At 60.5% G+C, this 20,506-nt stretch carries 15 protein-coding genes and 1 pseudogene; 2 read left to right on the forward strand and 14 right to left on the reverse strand.

Annotated features, from left to right (window positions below; genetic code table 11):
- Positions 1-486: 486 nt before the first annotated feature.
- Positions 487-855: a hypothetical protein gene (locus ACIQUI_RS04615; protein ID WP_403195319.1), complete on the reverse strand. Its 369-nt coding sequence runs from the start codon at positions 853-855 to the stop codon at positions 487-489.
- On the opposite strand from ACIQUI_RS04615, the gene ACIQUI_RS04620 reads away from it, so the two are divergent.
- Positions 848-1,240 carry a hypothetical protein gene (locus ACIQUI_RS04620; RefSeq protein WP_403195321.1) on the forward strand — a complete coding sequence of 131 codons (393 nt, stop codon included), beginning with the start codon at positions 848-850 and terminating at the stop codon, positions 1,238-1,240. The two genes, ACIQUI_RS04615 and ACIQUI_RS04620, sit on opposite strands and share 8 nt — an antisense overlap.
- Positions 1,241-1,253: 13 nt before the next feature.
- On the opposite strand, the gene ACIQUI_RS04625 is transcribed toward ACIQUI_RS04620, so the two are convergent.
- Genes ACIQUI_RS04625 through ACIQUI_RS04635 form a run of 3 tightly spaced genes read right to left on the reverse strand, consistent with a single transcriptional unit; the run spans position 1,254 to position 5,378 of the window.
- Positions 1,254-2,684 (reverse strand): efflux transporter outer membrane subunit, encoded by a 1,431-nt coding sequence (locus tag ACIQUI_RS04625; protein ID WP_403195323.1) that lies wholly within the window; start codon positions 2,682-2,684, stop codon positions 1,254-1,256.
- Entirely contained in the window at positions 2,681-4,261 is a 1,581-nt protein-coding gene (locus tag ACIQUI_RS04630; RefSeq protein WP_403195324.1) for a DHA2 family efflux MFS transporter permease subunit, read from the reverse strand. The genes ACIQUI_RS04625 and ACIQUI_RS04630 overlap by 4 nt, the downstream gene beginning before the upstream one ends.
- A complete protein-coding gene (locus ACIQUI_RS04635; protein ID WP_403195326.1) occupies positions 4,254-5,378 on the reverse strand; it encodes an HlyD family secretion protein in 1,125 nt (374 codons plus the stop codon). Before ACIQUI_RS04635 ends, ACIQUI_RS04630 begins: the two co-directional genes overlap by 8 nt.
- Positions 5,379-5,482: 104 nt before the next feature.
- Between ACIQUI_RS04635 and ACIQUI_RS04640 the strand changes: the two genes are divergently transcribed.
- Complete coding sequence (locus ACIQUI_RS04640) at positions 5,483-6,214, forward strand: CerR family C-terminal domain-containing protein (protein ID WP_403195328.1); 732 nt, start codon at positions 5,483-5,485, stop codon at positions 6,212-6,214.
- 44 nt (positions 6,215-6,258) lie between these two features.
- Here the strand turns inward: ACIQUI_RS04640 and ACIQUI_RS04645 are convergent, their stop codons facing one another.
- From ACIQUI_RS04645 to ACIQUI_RS04690, 10 genes and pseudogenes are all read right to left on the reverse strand, one after another.
- The gene (locus ACIQUI_RS04645) at positions 6,259-11,379 is read right to left on the reverse strand and encodes a RecQ family ATP-dependent DNA helicase (RefSeq protein WP_403195330.1); all 5,121 of its coding nucleotides are present in this window, start codon (positions 11,377-11,379) and stop codon (positions 6,259-6,261) included.
- A 107-nt stretch (positions 11,380-11,486) separates the two neighbouring features.
- A complete protein-coding gene (locus ACIQUI_RS04650; RefSeq protein WP_403195332.1) occupies positions 11,487-11,813 on the reverse strand; it encodes a hypothetical protein in 327 nt (108 codons plus the stop codon).
- Positions 11,814-12,161: 348 nt separating this feature from the next.
- Entirely contained in the window at positions 12,162-13,454 is a 1,293-nt protein-coding gene (locus ACIQUI_RS04655; protein ID WP_403195333.1) for an AAA family ATPase, read from the reverse strand.
- Between the two features lie 470 nt (positions 13,455-13,924).
- Positions 13,925-14,761, reverse strand: coding sequence for an SDR family NAD(P)-dependent oxidoreductase (locus ACIQUI_RS04660; RefSeq protein WP_403195335.1), 837 nt, complete (start codon positions 14,759-14,761; stop codon positions 13,925-13,927).
- A gap of 50 nt (positions 14,762-14,811) precedes the next feature.
- Positions 14,812-15,548 (reverse strand): annotated as a pseudogene (locus ACIQUI_RS04665) (aldolase).
- Between the two features lie 20 nt (positions 15,549-15,568).
- Positions 15,569-16,495, reverse strand: coding sequence for a DMT family transporter (locus ACIQUI_RS04670; RefSeq protein ID WP_403195337.1), 927 nt, complete (start codon positions 16,493-16,495; stop codon positions 15,569-15,571).
- A 69-nt stretch (positions 16,496-16,564) separates the two neighbouring features.
- Positions 16,565-16,969: a heme-binding protein gene (locus ACIQUI_RS04675; RefSeq protein WP_403195339.1), complete on the reverse strand. Its 405-nt coding sequence runs from the start codon at positions 16,967-16,969 to the stop codon at positions 16,565-16,567.
- 65 nt (positions 16,970-17,034) lie between these two features.
- Positions 17,035-18,144, reverse strand: a complete 1,110-nt coding sequence (locus ACIQUI_RS04680; RefSeq protein WP_403195340.1) for a 2Fe-2S iron-sulfur cluster-binding protein — start codon at positions 18,142-18,144, stop codon at positions 17,035-17,037.
- Between the two features lie 45 nt (positions 18,145-18,189).
- The gene (locus tag ACIQUI_RS04685; protein ID WP_403195342.1) at positions 18,190-19,449 is read right to left on the reverse strand and encodes an SRPBCC family protein; all 1,260 of its coding nucleotides are present in this window, start codon (positions 19,447-19,449) and stop codon (positions 18,190-18,192) included.
- A 77-nt stretch (positions 19,450-19,526) separates the two neighbouring features.
- Positions 19,527-20,375 carry a glycine betaine ABC transporter substrate-binding protein gene (locus tag ACIQUI_RS04690; RefSeq protein WP_403195344.1) on the reverse strand — a complete coding sequence of 283 codons (849 nt, stop codon included), beginning with the start codon at positions 20,373-20,375 and terminating at the stop codon, positions 19,527-19,529.
- Positions 20,376-20,506: the final 131 nt, after the last annotated feature.

Here is a 20,506-nt window from a genome sequence, read left to right on the forward strand (position 1 = left end):
CTGGTAGCTGGGCTCCCAGTCCAGGTCACGGGTCATGCAAGATTCTATGGTTTCTGGCTATGGCGTAAGGGTTGCCAGGTGCTCGCCACGGCATCTTCAGCGCCTGGGAGATCGAGCGCCGCCCGCGCGGCGCATCGCGAGCTGGCGCTCGCTCCTACGTTTGTTTCGGGCCAATTATTCCTGTGGGATTTGCGCGCGAACGCTTTGGCGCATGGCTCGATATCGCGTCGTACGAACAAGACGGTCGCGCGCGTATGGCACAGGCGTTACTGGCCCGAAACAAACGTAGGAGCGAGCGCCAGCTCGCGATGCGCCGCGCGGGCGGCGCTCGGTCTCACAGGCGCTGCATACTTTGTGGCTAACACCTGCCGGCCCTCACGCGATCCCTGTGGGCGGGTTTACCCGCGAAGAAGACACCGCGGTGCATGGCACGGGCTTCGCCCGTGTTCGCGGGCAAGCCCGCTCCCACAGGGATCGCGCCAGCTTTTAGAAATTGAGCAAGACAGTTGCTCCCACTACTGTGGGAGCGGGCTTGCCCGCGAACACGGGCAAAGCCCGTGCCATCCACCGCGTCGCCTGCTTCGCGGCCTCACCGAGGTGCAGCAGATCCTGGTACTGGACCAGCAGACCATCGTCGAGCGCGGCAACCATGCCCAGTTGCTGGCAGCCGGCGGCCTTTACGCAGGCTTCTGGGCGCAACAGCAGGCCAGCCGCCACTGGCGCCTGCGGCCACGGGACAATGCGAACGCGCACCGCTGAACGTAACCGCGCCGCCATGCCGCTGCCGAGCTCCTCGGCTGGCCGGGCGAGGCGCTGCAGCATTCCCTCAACGTGAACGAGATCGAACATGAACATTGAAGACTTCCAGGTCCACGATATCCGCGCCTTTCCCCTTTGCCGGATCGAGCCCGATGCGGTGCTGCCAGGCTACGGCCGCCAGTGGGCGCGCGAGCTCGACGCCCTGATGGCACGCGGCGAGGCGTTCGTGCTGATTTACCGCGAGCCGGCCGATGACGAACCGCACGAAGACCGCAAGCTGAGAACCCAGTGGCTGAAACAGCACAAGGTGGCGTTTGCCGCGCTGTGCCGTGGCATCATCAGCGTGTTGGACGACGCTGCGCGGCGGGCACACTTCGACGAGATGGGACGCATGGGCGAACAGTTGTTCGGTATCCGCTACCGCACGGCGACGACGCTGGGGGAAGCTGAAGTGCTGGCCAGGCGGTTGCTGGCGCCCTAAGGGTCGGGTGGCGTCATGCCCCCCAGCCCAACCCCAGCGACTTGTGCAACGCGGCAAAGTCCTTGAGCAACTGGGCATCCCCGGTCACCCGGTTCTGCTGGGCATCGAAGCGGGTACGTTCGGCATCCAGCCAGTCCAAAGTGCTGGCGGTGCCGGCCCGGTAACGCTGGCGGGTCAGTTCTGCCGCACGTTCGGCACTGGCCTGGATGCCACGCAGTAGCAGCACGTTCTCACGCTGGTGGCCGTAGCGGGCCAGCGCGCTGTCAGCGTCGCGCAGCGCATCGAGCACGGTGCCACGGTACTGCGCCAATGCCAGGTCGCGGCCGGCTTCGGCCCCTTCCACCGAAGCCTTGACCCGGCCGAAGTCGAGCGCGTTCCAGGTCAGGCGCGGCACCACCAGCCAGGTGGCGTTGCCCTTGCGCGCCAGGTGGCCTGGGTCGGCGGCGCTGAAGCCCAGGTCGCCGAGCAGGCTCAGCTTGGGGAACCAGTCGGCGGTCTTTTCGCCAATCTGCGCATTGGCCGACGCCAGCTGACGTTCGGCAGCGCGGATGTCCGGGCGCGCCTTGAGCATCGCGGCGGGGTCCGCCAGCGGCACCTGGGCCGGTACCGTCGGCAGCGCGACGGGCGCCTGCAACTGTGCATCCAGCTCGCCCGGCTCCTGCCCGCACAGCATCGCCAGCTGATCGAGCGACTCGACGATCTGCGCCTGCAACGGCAAGCGCTGGGCACGGGTGGTATCGGCCTGGGTGATCACCTGCTCCAGTTGCAGTTCGCTGGCGACCCCCTGGCTGCGGCGTTGACGGGTCAGGTCCAGCACCTGCGTCTCCAGCTCGCTGGAGGCCTCGACCAATGCCAGGCGCTGCTGGCGGTCGCGCAGGTCGACATAGGCCTGCACTACTTCGGCGGCCAGCTGCACCTGGGCATCGGCCAGTTGCGCGGCACTGGCGGCGGCGCTGGCATCGGCGGCCTCGATGGCGCGCCGGGTACCGCCAAACAGGTCGACTTCCCAGCTGGCATCGAAATCGGCCAGGTACAGGCTGAGCGGCCCGCGCCCACCACCACCACCGCCTTCGCCGCCCGTGAACTGCGAGGTATCCGGAGAACGCATGCGCAGCATCGTCGCATTGGCCGTAAGCTTGGGGCGCCCGGCAGCACGCTCGCTGGCAAGGCCGGCGCGCGATTGGCGCAGGCGGGCTTCGGCTTCGGCCAGCGTCGGGCTGTGGGCGAATGCCTGCTCGACCAAGGCGTCGAGCTGCGTATCGGCAAGGCCGTGCCACCACTGGGCCACCGGCGGCGCACTGGGCACGGCCCGAGCGTCGTGGGCCAGGCGGCCGGCAGCCAGGGTATTTTCGGCGAGGTCGGGCGCACCCTGGTAGTCGGGGCCAACGGTGCAGCCGTTGATCGCGGCCAGCACCAGGGTGGCCAACAGGGTTTTTCGGATCATCGGGCAGCACCTTGGGGTTTGCGGGTTTTCAGCAGCAGCGCCAGGGGGATGCAGGCCAACAGGGCCAGCCCCAGCAGGAGAAATGCTTCGCCGTAGGTCATTACCAGTGCCTCGCGGGCGATGGTCTGGGCCAGTTGCCCAAGCGACTGCATCTGCGCCTGGGCCAGGTCGCCACTGCGGGCGAGGAAGGCCGCCGTACTGGCCGCCATCTGGTCCTGGACCAAGGTGCTGTTGGCATGGACCGACTCGCGCAGGATGGCATCGTGGTATTGCTCGCGGCGGTCGACCAATACCCCGATCAAGGCCAGGCCAATGGAGCCGCCCAGGTTGCGCGCCATGTTGTACAGGCCCGCCGCATCGCCGGCCTCTTCGGTCTTCACCGCCGACATCGAGGCCTGGTTGAGCGGCATCATCGCCAGTATCTGGGCAAAGCCGCGCAGGATCTGCGAGCCCCAGAAGTCGTGGCCGACGCTGTCGGCGGTCAGGCTGACGTCGAGCAGGCAACTGATGCAGAACAGCGCCAGGCCGATGCTCACCAGCCAGCGCGCCTGATAGCGCCCCAGCAGGCGTGGCAACACGGGCATGAGCATGAACGCCGGGATCCCCGACAGCAGCATGATCGAGCCTGCCTGCTGGGCGTTGTAACCCGACACGTTGCCGAGAAACTGCGGCAGCAGGTACGAGATGCCGTAGATGCCCGCCCCCACCACCGAGACGATCAGGATCACACTCGCGTAGTTGGCATTGCGCATCAGGCTCAGGCGAATGATCGGCCGTTTGGCGGTGAGCTGGCCCAGGGTGATCAGAACGAAGCCGAGCACCGTCAGCAGGGTCAGCCAGAGGATCATGTGCGACTCGAACCAGCGCTCGCGCTGGCCCTCCTCCAGCACCACGGTCAGCGAACTCAGGCCCACGGTCAGCCCGACGATGCCCAGCCAGTCGGCCTTGAACAACTGCTCCAGGTCGAGCTTGTCGCTCTTGAGCCCGGTCCACAGCAAGGTCACCAGGGCGATGCTCACCGGCAGGTTGAGGAAGAAACACCAGCGCCAGCTGGCGTTCTCGGTCAACCAGCCACCCACCACCGGGCCCATCAGCGGGCCCAGCAACACCGTCAGGCCAAATACGCTCATGCCGATGGGCAACTGGTGCTGGGGCAAGCGGGTGCGGATGATGGTCTGCGCCGTGGGGATCATCGCCCCGCCGGCGAAGCCCTGGCCGATGCGCCCGGCGATCATGCCGGCCAGGCTGTCGGACATGCCGCAGTACATCGAGAACAGGGTGAACAGCACGGCCATGCACATCAGGAAGCGACGCAGCCCGAAAACCCGGGTCAGCCAGGCGGCCAGCGGAATCATGACGATCTCGGACATCAGGTAACCGGTGCTGATCCAGGTGCCTTCGGTGCCGGTGGCGCCGATCTGGCCCTGGATCTGCGGCAATGCCGAGTTGGTGATGGAAATGTCCAGGGTCGCCAGCAAGGCGCCGAGCGAGCCGGCGGCCACGGCGACCCAGTCGGTCAGCGAGGCGTTGGCCGGACGATCCTCGGCGCTGCCTGCGGTCAAGGTCGCCTCAGCCATGCTGAGCGCCTGGGCCGGTGCGGGTGTCGACGTCGACGGTCACCGACAGGCCCGGCACCAGCGCCGGGCGCATGGCTTCGGGGATATCCAGGACGATGCGCACCGGCACGCGCTGAACGATCTTGGTGAAGTTGCCGGTGGCATTGGACGGCGGCAGCAGCGCGAACTGGGCACCGGTGCCCGGCGAGAGGCTGTCGATATGGCCGGTCAGGTCCTGGCCCGGCAGTGCATCGACATGCACGGTCACGGTCTGGCCAGGGCGCATGGCGCCGATCTGGGTTTCCTTGAAATTGGCCGTGAGGTACAGCGACTGTACCGGGACGATGGTCATCAACCGCGTGCCCGGTTGCGCGAACTGGCCAACCCGCACACTGCGGTCAGCCACACGGCCGGCAATCGGGCTGGTCAGCACGGTGTCCTGCAGGTCGATGTCCGACTGCCGGGCGCTGGCCTGGGAAACCGCCAACTGCGCCTGGGCCTGTTGCAGTTGGGCTTGCAGCGTGCCCACCTTCACCTGCGCGGCACGCAAGGCGGCCTGTTTGGCGGTAAGGGTGGCGCTGGCGCGTGACTGCTCGTTGGTCAGGTCTGCCAGGCGCTCTTGGGTCTCGGCGCCAGAGCGCGCCAATGGCGCGTAACGCTGCACCTGCCCGCGCGCATGGCGCAAATCGGCCTCGGCACCGCCGAGTTCGGCCTTGGCCTGGGCAATGCTGGCGTCTTGCTGCGCCAGATCGGCTTGCGCCCGGGCCACATCGGCCTGGCGCGCCTGGACCGTGGCAGCCGACTGGTCGGCGGCGGCTTGATAATTGCCATGGTCCAGCCGCGCGACCGGCTGGCCCGCCTCCACTTGCTGGTTGTCGGCCACCAGCACTTCGGCGATGTAGCCGCCCACCTTGGGCGCGACGGTCATGCTGTCGGCCTGCAGGTAGGCATCGTCGGTGGTCTCGATGTACTGCCCTACCCAGTACCAGTGGCCGCCCCAGCCCAGCGCGGCAAAGCCGGCGATGGCGCCGAGCGAGAGCAGCACCCGCTTCGGGCTGCGGCGCTTTTCACCGGGCACACCAGGGGCCTGGGCGGGCTTGAGTTGGTCTTGCTGACCGAGGGGGCGATCGGAGGACATGCCGGTAGGCTCTCGAATTTATTCCAGTTGTTACAAAATGTGCCCTTTGGCACTTTTATGTCAAGTGGTATATTTTCGAGTATCTTTTCCTACAGGCGGCTCCCATGGCCCGACACAAACCTACTGCCGAAGGTGGTTACCAGCGCGGTGAAGAGACCCGGGCACGCATCGTGGAGAGCGCCTTGCGCCTGTTCGGCGAGCATGGTTTCGAAGGCGCCTCGACCCGCGACATCGCCACCCATGCCGGGGTCAACGCCCCTGCCCTGCAGTACTATTTCGACAACAAGGAAGGCGTGTACCGGGCTTGCGTGGAGTTCATCCTGGAGCGGGTATGGGAACAACTGGCAGCGCCCATCGTGCAGGCCGAGACGGTGCTCAGCGAAGCGGACTGCGATGACCAGCGACTGATCGACACTTACCTGGCATTGCTCAGCGGCTTCATCGGCTTCATCCACGACAGCCCTTCCGGGCGTGACTGGCGCCTGTTCATGGCCCGCGAACAAGCCGGCTTCGGCCCGCCGGGTACGCTGGAATTGATGGACCAGCGCCTGCATCGGCGCCTCGGCGCAGTCACCACCGGGCTGATCGGCCGGCTGACAGGGCTGCCAGCCGATGATGAGCGCACGCTGATCCGTACCTTCGCCATCAACAGCCAAGGCCTGGTGTTCCGCGTATTGCGCCGCCAGGTGCTCGGTGTTTTGGGCTGGCAGGACATCGACCGCACGCGCATGGAAAAGGTACGTCAGGTACTGCTTGGGCAAACGGCGTTGACTTTGCGGGCTCTGGTGCAGGAGCGCGATAGCGGCGGTTCGAACACGGAACAGTGCTGTCGTTGAGCCCGAAAGCAAATTGAATCACCGCAACATGACGCCGCTCTCACTTACCATCTCCCTCTCGGCACAACCACTTCCCAACGCTCACACTTATTCAAATTCCTGAATTGCTCCTGACCATCCTCTGCGAACCGCACCATGACGGCAGCGACTTCGCATTGATCGAAGCCGGTCTGAGGTTGGAATGACTTGGCGGTTCGCCCTACCACGTTGCCTTGCCTGTCAAGCAGTTGATATCGGCCAGCCTCCTCCCTCAGCGTCAGGGGATCCCCCTCGCGAAGTGCCTCAACCGCCTTGTGTATCCGGGCATGCCGCGATTGACGACCGGCAAAACCAATATCGATCTCCTTCAGCGTGAGTTGCTGAAAGCGTAGCTCCAACTCAGGAAGAGGTCGTCCCAAAAAACCATGCTGCTGAACGTTCATCAGGCTGCAACTGAATGGATTACCATCAGCAAACTCGCACAACGTGAGGGTCTGTTCGGCTCGCGTCATACCCACGTAGTACAAACGACGCTCATCGGCCAGGGTATCGACCTGATCGCTCCAGCCACCATCCAGTAGAACGACATGGCGGAACTCCAGCCCTTTGGCCGAGTGCACGGTGCCAAGATAAAGGCCTTCCTTCGGCTGTTGACGCAATTCACGGGCGTAGTCGTACAACCAGTCGATCAAAGCACCACTGCCAAGTTGGCAGTCGCCCAACTCTCCTCGCATTTGCTCAAAGGCCGTCTGGAAAAAACTCTTCCACTCAGCTTCCCCCAGTTGATTGCTACCCACCAAACGCTGCCATGCGTCAGCCGCGCACAAAGCGCCTTCGATTTCTCGCAGATAGTCGGTTGCAGCCACAAAATTGCGCTGCCTGGTAATGGGTAACGCCGTTTCCTTGTCTGCTGCCAGGAAATAGGGAACATCGTGCTGCTCGCACCAGGCCTGGATTGGCCACAGATAGCGGTGCGTCCGCGCCAGAACCGCACAGCCATTCCAGCTCCCTGGCTCGAGCATCACTAACCGCTCCAACTCCACCATTGACGCCTGAGCCTGCAGATTGCCGCGCTCACGATCGCTCGGGTCGATCAGCAATCTGAGTACTCGGCCTTTGCGTTGCTCATCCTGCTCTTCCCATAGCCCGCCGGCAGGCAGCTCCTGCCGAGCCCCGTCGATCCGGATGGGGTTGGCCTCTTTCAGTCGACCCGTATTCTGGCCAATGAGCTGGTTGGCCGCCTCAATAATGCTTAGGGAAGAACGGTAGTTATCGACCAGGAAGCTGGTCGACGCCTCGTAGTCGTCGCGGAAGCGTTCGATATAACGATTGTTGGTATCGCGCCAGGCGTAGATGTTCTGGTCATCATCGCCTACCGCCATGATGCACAACCGGCCATCCTCTTCTGCCTGCCGCCCAGCTAGAGCACTGACCAGACGGTACTGCAGATCATCAATGTCCTGATATTCATCGACCAGGATATAACGGTATCCGCGCAGTAGCTGCTCGCGGAGGTCGTCTTCGCCTTCAATGTTGCGCCTACCCTCCAACAACTCGACGGCATCGCTTAAAACCTGCTTTAGAGCTCGCTCGTCGACCGTCGCGCCGCGTTCAAAACTGGTTCCGGTCAAGCGCATGGCCATGCTGTGATAAGTCAGAACGCTGACGCCATAGGCATCGCCCCCGACCAGAGCCAACAGCCGCTTGCGGATCTCGTTCGCCGCATGGCGGTTGAACGTCAACGCCACAATGCTGGTCGCTGGTACTCGCCGCACTCGCAGCAGATAAGCGATGCGATGCACGATCACTCGTGTCTTGCCCGAGCCCGGTCCAGCCAGCACTAGCCGATTGATGTCGTCATCGTCGGCTACGATCAGTTTCTGAGTGGTGCTCAGCGACTCGATGATCGATTTCCATGACTCCTCGCTGGTCGCCAGTTTGAGCACGTCCTCCCGCCCATTGAAATGCTGCTTGATGAACGCCTGCTTGGAGTCGGTGAAATAATCCAGCACAAGGCGCAACGCCTCAGCCATCTCCTTCAGCGCCACTTCCGCATACTCACGCATCACATGAACCTGAACGCGCTTCTCGCGGTAGTGCTCGTCAAGTCGCAAGTAGTCCTCCTTGAGGAAGGTCTTGCGCTTGTCTTCCTTCTTGACCTCAATGGTCATAGCCCGGCGCATGACCGTCATGCCGTGGTTGAGGGTCAGAATGTCCTGCCGATGCAAATACAGCAGGACATGCTCAGTCACCTTGCGACGCTTGTTAGGCGGAATCAGATGCGGCAGTTCGAGGTCACTTTCGATCACCCGGAGCAATTCGCCAAAACTCGTTTCGACCAGCAGATCCGCGCCTCGCAATCCTGCCGGTAGTTTACCGACCAACAGTTCCAGGAACTTGCTCGCCAATACGCGTCGCACGTCACCAAAGCCAACGATCTTCGCCCAGGAATGACCACCCTTGATGCGGAGTTTGAGGTGGTCACGGTTGAGTTGCCTGAGCTCAAAGCTACTGCGTTGCTGATCATCCGCATCATGATCCTGTGCCAGGCTGCGCAACAGCCGAAGCACATGCAGCGGGAGCAACTCCTCCAGCCCTGTCGTTGCCCTGAGTTCAGCGGTCAGTGACGGCAGATTCAGATCCTGCCAACCGCCCTGCTCGGCGTCCGGCGCCTGCTCTGGCAAACACCGCAGCAATGCCTGTTCCAGCTCCAGGGTGTTCTGCAGGCGCTGACTAGAAGCCCCCGTAACAGCATGGCGCACATACAGCGTTATCTGCGAGTCATTGACCAGCAGCCCCATCTCCTCCAACTGCTTGAGTGCGCTGGCAACCTCCTCCGACTCCAGGCTGGTCAACTGCATCAACTGGTCGGTGTTCACCCGCTCATCGGCATCAGCGCCATAGAGAAAGCGCAGAATAGCCCTGAACTCCTCCAATCGACGTTGCGGCAACGCGGCCTTCAACAAACGTTTCTCGGCCTCTTCCTCACTCACATCCAGCCGTGCTGGGAAAATCTGAGTATGGTTTTCCTCACGTTTGAGGTAGTCACCACGCTCCAGCCAAGCAACCGCCGTAACGACCTTGGTTTCGGCATCACGTTCATCCGCGGTGAAGCTGGTTTCAACGTTTTCATCCAACAGGATTTCGCCCGCCGTGATGATCAGCTTGCCACCCTTGCGTCGACTGCTTTCGTTCCGCAACTTGCGCAGGATCTGCTGGATATCACGGATGCTGAGCTTCGAGCGCTCGCTCATGCCGAACTGGGTTTCGATGTCTTGTGGGTCGTACAACAGTACACAGCGCGCATCACCCTGATCACGCCCAGCCCTGCCCGCCTCCTGCAAATAGTTCTCCAGCGAGCCTGGTATGTCTGCATGTACAACGAGACGGATATCCGCCTTGTCCACGCCCATCCCGAAAGCGTTGGTGGCGACGATGATTTTCAGTTGCCCAGCCTTGAAATCGTCCTGAATATCGGTTTTGGTGTTGGGCTCAATCCCGGCATGGAAGTGTTTGCAAGGCCAGCCTTGGCCAATCAGGAAGTCGGACAGTTCCTCAGCACTCTTGCGACTGGAAACGAAGACGACTGCACCGCCCTCCTGAGCGTCCAGGTGCTCACGCAGCAATCCATCCGTACGCGACCACTTCTCTGCCTTGGTGCAGGGCAGCACGTCAAAGTGCAGATTGGTTCGCTCGTGCCCTCCAGGGAACACCTTGAATTCAATGCCCAGGCTTTCCCTGAAGTGGCTCTGAATATCCGCAAGCACATCGGGCTTGGCCGTCGCGGTAAAACAGCCGATCTGCGCCAGCGGTTGGCCATCGGTGTACTCCCGGATAAAGCGGGACACATAAAGGTAGTCTGGCCGAAAGTCGCTGCCCCATTTCGACAGGCAATGCGCCTCATCGAATATCCAGGCACCAACATGACGCTGACGGATCGCCCGCCGGAAAGCCTTGTTGCGGAATTGCTCGGGCGACGCCAGCAAAATTCCAACGTCGCCCATCTGGATCTTCTCCAGTACCTCCGCGCGCTCCGGCATAGTGAGCAGGCCATTCAGGGCTGCGGCGCACTGGACGTTGCGCTCCAGCAGTCCGTCGACCTGATCCTTCATCAGTGACTGCAACGGCGAAACGATGACGGTTAGGCTGCCGTTACGATGGAACCGGTTCAATGCCGGCAATTGATAACATAGCGACTTGCCCCCGCCGGTCGCCAGGATGGCCAATACGTGCTGGCCACGCATACCGGCCAGCACGATGTCGTGCTGAAGACTCTCCCCTGGCCGCTCGTAACGAAAATCCGGGAAGCCAAAGTAGCGCTTCAGTTCGTGGCGTGGGTCATGAGTCGTCTGACAGTACTGACAATCCTCGCGCTCACACGGCACATCACGTAGTTCGCAGATCAGCCGCCCAGCCTCTGGAAACTGGTGTCGAACCCAAGGCGCTAACACAGAATTGCCGCCCGATACCCGGAGCCAGGCGAACACATAGGCCAGTGACCAGTGCAATTCTTCCCGCTGAAGATCGTCGTCGAGCAGTTGCTCCAGTCGGGCCCGACAAACCTTCAAATCCCGCGGTTGCGAAGGATCCGTCTCTTGCAGCAATTGCGGAACCAGCATTTTGAGCTCGGGTACAGATACCGGAGACTGCCCAGTCAAGGATGCGAAGAAGAATCCCAGGTCTCCCCTCGTGCTCGGCGTGAGCAACGCCTGATAGCAGAGGAGCTCCGTCTGATTGGTCTCGTTCAACTGCGTGAAGGCTTGGCGTTGATCCTGAAACAGAACCAACGTCGAGCGACAGTCAGACAACGGCGAGTTCAGACTGTCACGGATAAGCTTGTAATCCTTGATCAGCCGGTGATACGGGTTTTGTGGAAACGCCAGCGGCGACAGACGCAGAGTATCAATGACCGGGAGAGCATTCAAAGCCATGCCGGGCATATGCTCGCGTAAGATAGGCAGATCATGGTCGATCACATTGTGTCCGAGTACGAAGCTTGCCCCCTCGGACAGTGCATCCAGTTGCTGCAAGGCCAGGGACGGGTTTCCAGAAACCTTCAGCTCCAGCTCCGCCCCCGAGTCAGGCCGAAGGGCGCCGACCATCATGATCCGAGCAGCTTCATTGTTCTTGGGCGGCACCACCTCAAGATCGAAAATCAGGGCTTTGGGTTGAGGAAGTGGCGACATCAAACGGGCATTCCCTGCTCAGCTATTGCGTCGATCATCATTCAATGCATGAACGATGGAAGTGAAAGGCATCATCATGCCAGCAAAGACCGATAAGAGATATGTGGTTAAGCCCCCAACTCCTCGTGTCTCCCCATGGGGTAGATCGCACCCTGCCCTTCAATTTCCCTTGCCAAAAACGGCGCGCGCCGCCGAAAGTAGTCCAATTTAATGTCGCCATCGAAAAATGCTGTAGCGTACTCTTCACGGACCTTCAGGCAATCATGATCGTTCAGGTTCAAGCGTGTGATGGTAGCCAGCACCCGCGCCTCAATCGCAGGATCAAGATCCTCACCGGGTATGACCTGGTAGCTGACCAGCTCGAGACGAAACCACCCATCCTCGACCTCGAAAGGGTCCAGGACGTCCTGATAGTTATTTTTGCGGGCATTCATTATGCGTGCAGGCCAAGCGATAGTTCTGCCACTCGTATACGTCCCTGCACGCATGAGATTTAGCTAGCATATGGTCCACTGAACCGCCGCCTATGACTCGCTCGATATAGATACAGATATAGGCGCAAAGACGGCCGTACGCTTCCATCAAGTCCGGTAGAGCGTGAGTCCACACAGGTGGAAACTTGTCAGCTGGAATATCTTCACGAGTGTGCGCCACTACCTTCCTGGGCCGCCCTCTACGCGTGGGCAAGCCCTCCTCACCCACCAGTTCGGCAATGGCTCGATGACCAGGCTTCCTGACTAACTCATCAAAGCTCTCAGGCTCATCCGCCCGCTCGACTCGGATCATGCGCTGCCCAACCTCTGCTCACGGAAGTTGCTCCAGCGAACCCAGAAAGAATCGACATCACTCAAGCTACCCCGAAGTGCCGAGTCAATATCGCCAAGGGTGCTCTTCTGCTCAGCTGTCAAAGGCGCCTTCTGTAAACTGACTTCCCGCAAGAACGTCCGTGCACGCCCCTGCGCCTCTTCGGCAGCCACAGAGCTTGGCTCCTTCAGGTTGAAAACATCGGAAGATAGCCAGGCATTCACATCCCCTTTACGCGAATACGGATAGAGTGAGGCTTGCACTTCGGTGCCGACAAGATCGAAATCCCAGATGCAGTCACGCGAACCATCGAATTCAGGTTCGGTCGAAGCTAGCACCAACGGCGAATGAGTTGCTGCCAATAGTTGTACAGGTACCTCACGATTGCCGGTCAGCGCATTCATGACATTGAGCAACGCCGGGACGATACGGCGTTGCCATTCCGGATGCAGGTGGCACTCAATTTCATCAATGAGGAAGATGATCTCTCTAGCCGGTTGGACCCGGTAACGCTCGTAAGCCAATTGATGCTCTCGCCAGGTCCATACAAGCAGGTAAGCTAATGCCGCGATACGACGCATTCCAGCCGATGCCTGTGTCAACGGTACATCCTGCCCATAAGGCATACGCAATGAGGGAATGTCACGAACACTATCGCCCACACGCATCGGCTCTCCTGGCTTCATTTTTTCGACACCAGAAGGTGACAGAGCTTCCAGAACTTTGACCAGATCATCGAAAGCGGGTTTACTACCTTCCTGCCACAGAACCCAATCACTGATCAGACCATTGCAGAGTTGGGTTTTGCCGTCGCTGGAAAGCAGGCCATTCCAAACAGCATCAGGTGAAAAGTCGAAACTACGTGGACGGTTCGGTGCGGCGGCCTCTCCTCTATCGCCCTTCCAGTAGTTGCGCGCCGGGTCCCAGACAGAGAAGCTCCCATCAACGCCGGCATAGATCACCACTCCTGATATCGCCGGACGGCTCTGCTTGACCGACCATTGCTGGGATTCGTGGTCAAAATTACTTTTGTAAGCGAACTCTCCGGTGCTGCCTTCATAGCAGTAGGCGATACTCGACTGACTGGCGCCCTTACGCGGAGTGGCTAGGCCATCTCTGGGCCAAGTACGCGTTAGTGACCACCAGGCAATATCCAAAACAAAGCTTTTTCCCAGACCATTGTCGCCTGTCAGGAAATTCAGACGCGGTTTGAAGTCGATGGCGAGCCTCTCTGCAGGACCAACACCTTCAAACGTCAGGTTTTTAAGCATGGGAGGTGTCTCCAATCATTCGGGCGCCGGCCCATAGGCGCAACAAGATGCTCCCAGAACCGTTGGGTGCTGTACGGCAAGCAAGGCACATAACTGTCATCGAGCAATCATTTTGTGGAAAAGCAGTCGCGCCTCCAATGCGATGACCGCCCAGGCTGGGCATGTCCTTGCGCTGGATTTATCTGAAGCCGCTAGCCATGCGCGTACACTGCGTACGCTACACGGACGCTTGGTTTCCTGGGCAATGAGCTCAGCCGCTTGGGCTTGGGTGACACCCGATTGCTCAATCAGCCACTGGAGCTTGTCTTTAGGGTACATGGAAAGCCTCTTAGGCACATGTGCCTAATGTAACGTATCGAGACAAGATCGTCGAAAGCCATTCACCTTGGCTATCTGAAGGCGATACAAAAGCTTGTGAGCTGCTGGCCCGACAGTGAACGGGGAAGGAGGTCTTGCAAGTCGATCTCTCGCTACCCGGCAGCCTCGGCGTCCCTGAAACCTGTACTGACGCTGACGTCTTCCCAACCTGTCATTTCTTCTTCCACTGCCCTCATCCTGGCCCGCGCGCGCTCCACCGCGTCCGCGCCCAGCAACAGCTGTAGCGGAGGCTGTGCTGCAGCCACGGCCTGCAGGATCGCTTGCGCCGCAAGCGCCGGGTCGCCTTGCTGGAGGTGGTTCAAGCGGTACAAAGCATCCAGTGCTGCGCCCGCGGTTGTCGCATACGCTGCATCTTGCGTATCCACTTGCCGCGGTTCGGTGTCGAGAAAGTCGGTACGAAACTGGCCAGGGGCAACGGCAGTGACCTTGATACCAAAGGGTTCGACCTCACGAGCCAAGGTGGCCGTGCACCCCTCCAGGGCGAATTTAGTGGCCGCGTAAAGCCCCGCCCCTACGCCTGGCGCGCGCCCGGCGATCGAGGTGATGTTGATGATGTGCCCGCCCTTTTGCTTGCGCAAGTAAGGTAACGCCGTGCGAATGATGCGGATCGGCGCGAAGACGTTAACCTGAAACAGCTTGTGCAAGTCTTCATCGGTCGAGCTCTCAAGTGGCCCAAGCACCCCATAACCTGCGTTGTTGACCAGCACATCGATCCTGCCAAACGCTGCGAATGCCTGGTGGACTGCGGCGATAACGCCTTCATCGTCATTCATGTCGACCTTGAGCACCCGCCAGCGATCGTCAGGGTATTGCAGAACTGGCGCTTCGCTCCGCACGGTTCCGATCACCTTGTCACCCTTTGCAAGGGCCGCTTTGGCGAGCGCCAAACCAAAGCCGCGCGAAACGCCTGTAATGAACCAGCACTTCATGATTTGCCTCCTTGGATTTGTTTTTAAAGCTGGGTGAGCTGGAAAAGATGCTACAAAAGGCGGCGCAATGACTCGAAAAAGAGTTCACTTTGCAGGCGCCCTTGATCCAGTTGCGCCACAACTTTCCTGGCGATATCGGGGGATGATGGCGCCAGCGCCAACCCCGTAGAGCGGGCCAGCACTTCAGCACAGCAGGCACGTTCCAGGTAATAGAGATCCTCGTAGGCGTAATCGATTCGGTCATTGCACACGACGACTCCATGGTTGCCGAGAAACACGACGTCGGCGCCATTCATCGCATGCGCAATACGCTCGCCTTCAGAATGATCGAAGGCGAAACCGTTGTACTCACGGTCTACTACCAGGCGTTCATGGAAACGCATCGCATTTTGTGAAAGTGTTGTATCAAGCGCACCCGCAACCGTCAGTGAAAGTGCTGTGGCATAGGGCATATGGGTATGCAGCACGCACTCTTGCCAGTAATGCGGTGAATAGCCGCATGAATGAACATGGCCGTCGGTTCTATCTCATGGCGCCCCGCCAGGCGGCGGCCATTGCTGTCTACCAGAACGATGTCGTCGGTTTGTACTTCCGACCATGCCCGGCCGCGAGGGTTGAGCAGGAAAAGATCAGGCTCACCCGCAACGGCAACACTGAAATGATTGCATACACCCTCGGAAAGCCCGTGCCGGTCTGCGGCCCGCAGGGCCAGTGCGAGGTCGGTCCGCAGTGTCACGATGTCGGCACGTAAGTAAAGTGCTTGCTGGAACTGGGGAACAGCATCCATGAAGTCGCTCCTTATAGCAGTCAGAATGATTTCAAGCGCCGCGCGGCGGCCGACACTGCACCCAGGCGCATCTCGAAGTGGCCAGCCAGCTGAACGACAGCCACGCCCGCGAGAATCAACAACATTGCAGCCCAGGCCGTGACGGCTGTGGGTTCGCCAGCCGCCACCCCAATCAACAGTGCCACCACCGGTGGAATGTAGGTCACGACCGAGGCCGCGACCGCGCCTTCACTTTCAACCAGACGGTAAAACGCGATGTAGGCAACGCCGGTGCTGAGCACACCGAGCCCAAGCACGATACCCACCATCGCAGCCGGCCTGGCCGCGAGGTTGGCAATCCCGGTCATGGGCGTGATGGCGGCCAATGTGAGCAAGGTCAGCCCCAGCTGGTAGGTCGTCAACGCCACGGCCGGTATTTTCAGCGGCGAGATGAAACGTTTGGTGTAGACGAACGAAGCACCGAAGCACAGGGCACCGAACAGCATGTAGGCCACCCCCTCGGGATCCACGGCTTGCGTGCCCGACCACGGCGCAGCTATCAGCAGCATGCCGGCAAAGCCCATCACGATGCCCACGCCTTTGAACAACCCAAGCCGTTCCTCACGCAAGAACAGCCAGGCACACAGAAAGGCGAATAGCGGAATCGCACCATTGAGCAACCCTGCAACGCCTGACGGTAGCAGTGCCGTACCGGCGGTAATGGCAAAAAAGTAAACACTGCCTGCCAGGATGGACATCGCGGCAAAGTGATGAAGGTGACGCATGTGCCGCCACTGCAGCATGCCAGTAAACAGGCCGTAACCCGCAATAGGCAGAAAACCGAACAGCACGCGAATGAAGGTAGTCTGCAGCGGCGTGATCAATTGCGTCGACCACTGGAGAAAGGTGTAGGTACAACCCCAGATGATACCTAGCCCTAAACAGGTCAGTGCCGTCGTTCTTTTCATTGCTAACGCTACCCCTGAAAACGGTGAGCAAGGCCCGTCGTACCTACTGAGCCTTGGGTGAACAGCGAATCAACCGATGACGGCCGCTCCGGCCCTGGCGATCAGGGTGTCCTGGTGCGATGCAACGCCGGAAACGCCAATTGCGCCAAGACATTGGCCTTCGTATCGCAAAGGCAAGCCGCCCTCCAGGCAGGTAAGGCTCTGCACGCTCAGCAGGCTCAGGCGCCCCTCCTGAACCATGTCTTCAAAGGCCTTCGAATCGCGCTTGCCGATGGCGGCGGTTCTGGCTTTTCCCTGGGCAAGCTCTGCGCTGAGCAGGCTGGCGCCGTCCATACGCGCGAACGCCAGCAGGCCACCGCCTTCGTCCACCACGGCGATCGATACCCTCCAGCCTTGGGCACTCGCATGGTCTTTCGCCTGTTGCAAAATGACGGTCGCAACGTCCAGGTCCAACGCATAACGGTTTTGCATCATCCATCGCTCCTTGAAAAAAAGCAGGGGCGGATCACGCCCCTGAAAGCCGACATAACAACCTTTGCTCAGAGGTCGACGACAATGTCCGACAGCGGCGTGCTACAGCACATCAACCGCAGGCCTTTGTCGATTTCCCTCTGCCGAATACCGCCGCCATGCTGCATATCCACGGTGCCTTCAAGCAGCTGCGCCTTGCAGGTGCCACAGATACCCTGGCTGCACGATGACGCAATCGCCACGCCCGAACGCCTGGCAGCGCCCAGCACGGTTTCCCCCCGACGCGCGCTGAACACTGCACCCGACTTGTTGAATCGCACGCTGTACCCTGCCAGCTCAGCACCGGCAATCGGCGGCGGCGCCGCCGCGTTGCCTGCACCCAGCGGCTCCACCACCCCGAAACTGAAGCTTTCGCAGTGGTAGCGGGACATGTCGAACCCCTGCCCCATCAGCATGTCGTGCACGGCCTGCATATAGGGACCAGGGCCACAAACGAACACTTCACGGGACCGCCAGTCCGCGACATGGGCCTGCAGCACAGCCAGGTCGAGCCGCCCGACCGGCCCATCCCACGCACGCTCGTCGCCAACCCCTTCGACGATGTTGAGTACCTTGAGCTGCGAATGCTGGCGCGCCAGCCGCTGCACTTCATCGCGAAAAATGATGTCGCCTGGCGTGCGCGCGCTGTGGACGAACACCACATCGCGATCAAGATCCAGATCCGCCGCGGCCCGCACCATCGACATCAACGGCGTGACCCCGGAGCCTGCAGACAAGAACAGGTAGCGCTGCGCCGCAATGCCACTTGCCGTAAAGGCTCCGGCCGGGCCGTAGGCCGTTATCGCATCGCCCAGGCGCAGATTGTCGTGCAGCCAGTTGGACACCGGCCCGTTGGCCACCCGCTTGACCGTGATGCTCAAGGTGAAGGGCCGGGTTGGCGAAGACGAAACCGTGTAGCAGCGCGACTGGCTCGCTGCCCCCATATCCACGTCGAGGGTGATGAACTGGCCAGGCTCGAAGCTGAACAGCTCGCCGCTCGCCGCGCTGAAGCTGAACGTGCGCACATCGTGGGTTTCCTGCACGATGCCGGTGCAGGTCAGCAGGCGCCGCTCCGAACTTGGCCAAAGCGTGCCCACGCGGGCCCAGGTGGCCGGGTCTGATACTTTGTCGAACATCATCTTTGCAACCCTCCGCAGGCTCTGGCCCGCCGCTGACACCGCCGATCAACGAACCCCATGCGCCGCAAGCCTGGCCGAGTACCAGCTGGCGAAGCGTTCCAGGAATACTTCGGTGTACCTGGAATAAGGCCCGGGCACGTAACCGGGGTCCTGCGTACCGCAGTGGTTGATCGCGACGAAGCGGGCATCGGCCGCATTGGTGGCCTTCCACACTTCGGTCAGTTGCTCGAGGTCGTAGTCGACGCCCTCCACCGCATCTGCGCGCACCAGCCATTTGCTGCGCACCAGGGTGGTATCCGGCGTCAGTGGAATGCAGTAGGTGACTACCGCGTGATCGCTCATCACATGGGTCCAGGAGTGGTGCGTCCACAGGTGGCTGCTGCCCAGGTCCCGGCGCGCCCCGCCACCTAGCAACTTGTGGCAGGCGACGTGAGTGGTCATGGTCTGGGACTCACCTGCGCCGATGATGACCTGGCGTTGGGCGCGAAACATGGTGGGGTTTTCATCGGCCATCTCATCGACCACATGGTGGATTATGCCGTCGGCGTCCCAACTGGCGCGCTGACGTTCGCTCAGGGCCTCGAACGCATCGACCTGCGCGCGCTCATGCGCGGTCATTTCTTCAGCAGAATATCCAAGGTCAGCCGATGACAGGCTGACCAGCAACTCTGGATGGCCACCGGCACAGTGGTAGCACTCGCGGTTGTTCTCGATCACCAGCTTCCAGTTGCCTGCTTCGATGATGTCGCTCTCGTAGGCGATCCTGGTATTGCGAAGGTCGTAAGGCGCCCACCTGGCGGTCATCTCCTGTTCCAGCCTGGCAATGTCCATGGGCGGGTTGTCGGACAGGCACACAAACAGGACACCGGCAATATCGCGCACATGCACTGGCATCAGGCTGCGGCAGCTGCGATCAAAGTCGGCGCCCATGTGCCCCGCATGCTTCAGGGCGCCGTCCAGGTCGTAGGTCCATTGGTGATAGGGGCACACCAACATGCCAACGGTCGACTTGCCCGGATCCTTGAGCCGCGAGCCGCGGTGGCGGCATACATTGCGGAACGCCCTGATCACGCCATCGTCATCGTGAACCAGCAACACCGACGACCTGCCGATGTCCACGGCATAAACATCACCGGGCTCAGGCACATCGGCCGCGACACCGACCATGATCCAGTGTTGGTGAAAGATCACCTCGATGTCATTGTCCAGCACATCCTGACGGCCATACAGCTCGCTTGGCATGCTGAAGCCTGGTTGACGTTCCTGCAGCAGGTCTTTATGCGATTTCGGAAACACGGTTGCCATGCTTGCGCTCCACTTGTCTTGTTGTTTTTCAAGTTCTGGAAACACCACAACACACGCTCACTACTTTGCTCACCGCCTCACTTGGTCATGACGGCCCACTTGTCGATCAACTTGGTGTTCTGCCCCCACCATTTATCCACCGCTTGTTGCATGGTCATGCCATCGTTGACCGACATATTGATTGCGGTGATCTCGTCGATAGGTACATATAAACTGGCCATGGCCTCACGCACCCGCGGGTTGGCGACAGAGAACCCCTTCCTGGCAATCCAGTAATAGGTTTGTGGCGGCGGAAATACGCCTTTGGGGTCTTCCAGGTAGCGAACCTTGAACTTCATGTCCATCCACGACGGCTGCCACAACAGGGTGACGATGGGCGCCTTGCGCTCGATGGCCGACTGCAACTGGGCGGTCATGGCCGCGGTGCTGCCATCCACCAGGGTGTATTGCAGCCCATACTGCTTGATGACCTCGGTTGTGTCGCGCATCACGCCAGAGCCCGGTTCGATGCCAATGATCCTGGCATCGACCTGATCCTTGATACCGTTCAGTTCTTCGATGGACTTGATCGGCATGTAATCAGGCACCACGATGCCCTGGCGCAGGCCATGGGATACCACCGAAACTTTTTCGAGCCGTTGATAATATTTCTGCCAATAGTCGGCAGCGATATAGTTGATGTGCGACACCATCAAGTCCACATCCCCTCGCCCCAGTGCAGCAAATGCAATGCCCCAGTCAGGGAACGTAGTCATTTCAACGGTGTAGCCTTGTTTCTCCAAAAAGCGTTTGGCGATATCCGATAAAGGAACCGTATCTTCCCACGGTAATGTGCCGATTTTAATTGTTGTCTTTTCTGCCGCCTGAATAACACTTGCAAACAGACACATCAAGGCAATAGCCAGCACTCTCAACAGCTTATGCATACGTAACCCCTTCACTGAAATGGTGAGTCACAACACGTTGAGTTTCGGTCGTTGCTCCAATACGACGTTGCCGTCCCGACCCGTTGCGGGTCGAGGCACTTCCGTGTGCAGGGCTGCCCCTTGGGGCAGCC

Origin of the sequence: Pseudomonas sp. NPDC090592 (assembly GCF_044769185.1) — a bacterium.
Taxonomy (GTDB): domain Bacteria; phylum Pseudomonadota; class Gammaproteobacteria; order Pseudomonadales; family Pseudomonadaceae; genus Aquipseudomonas.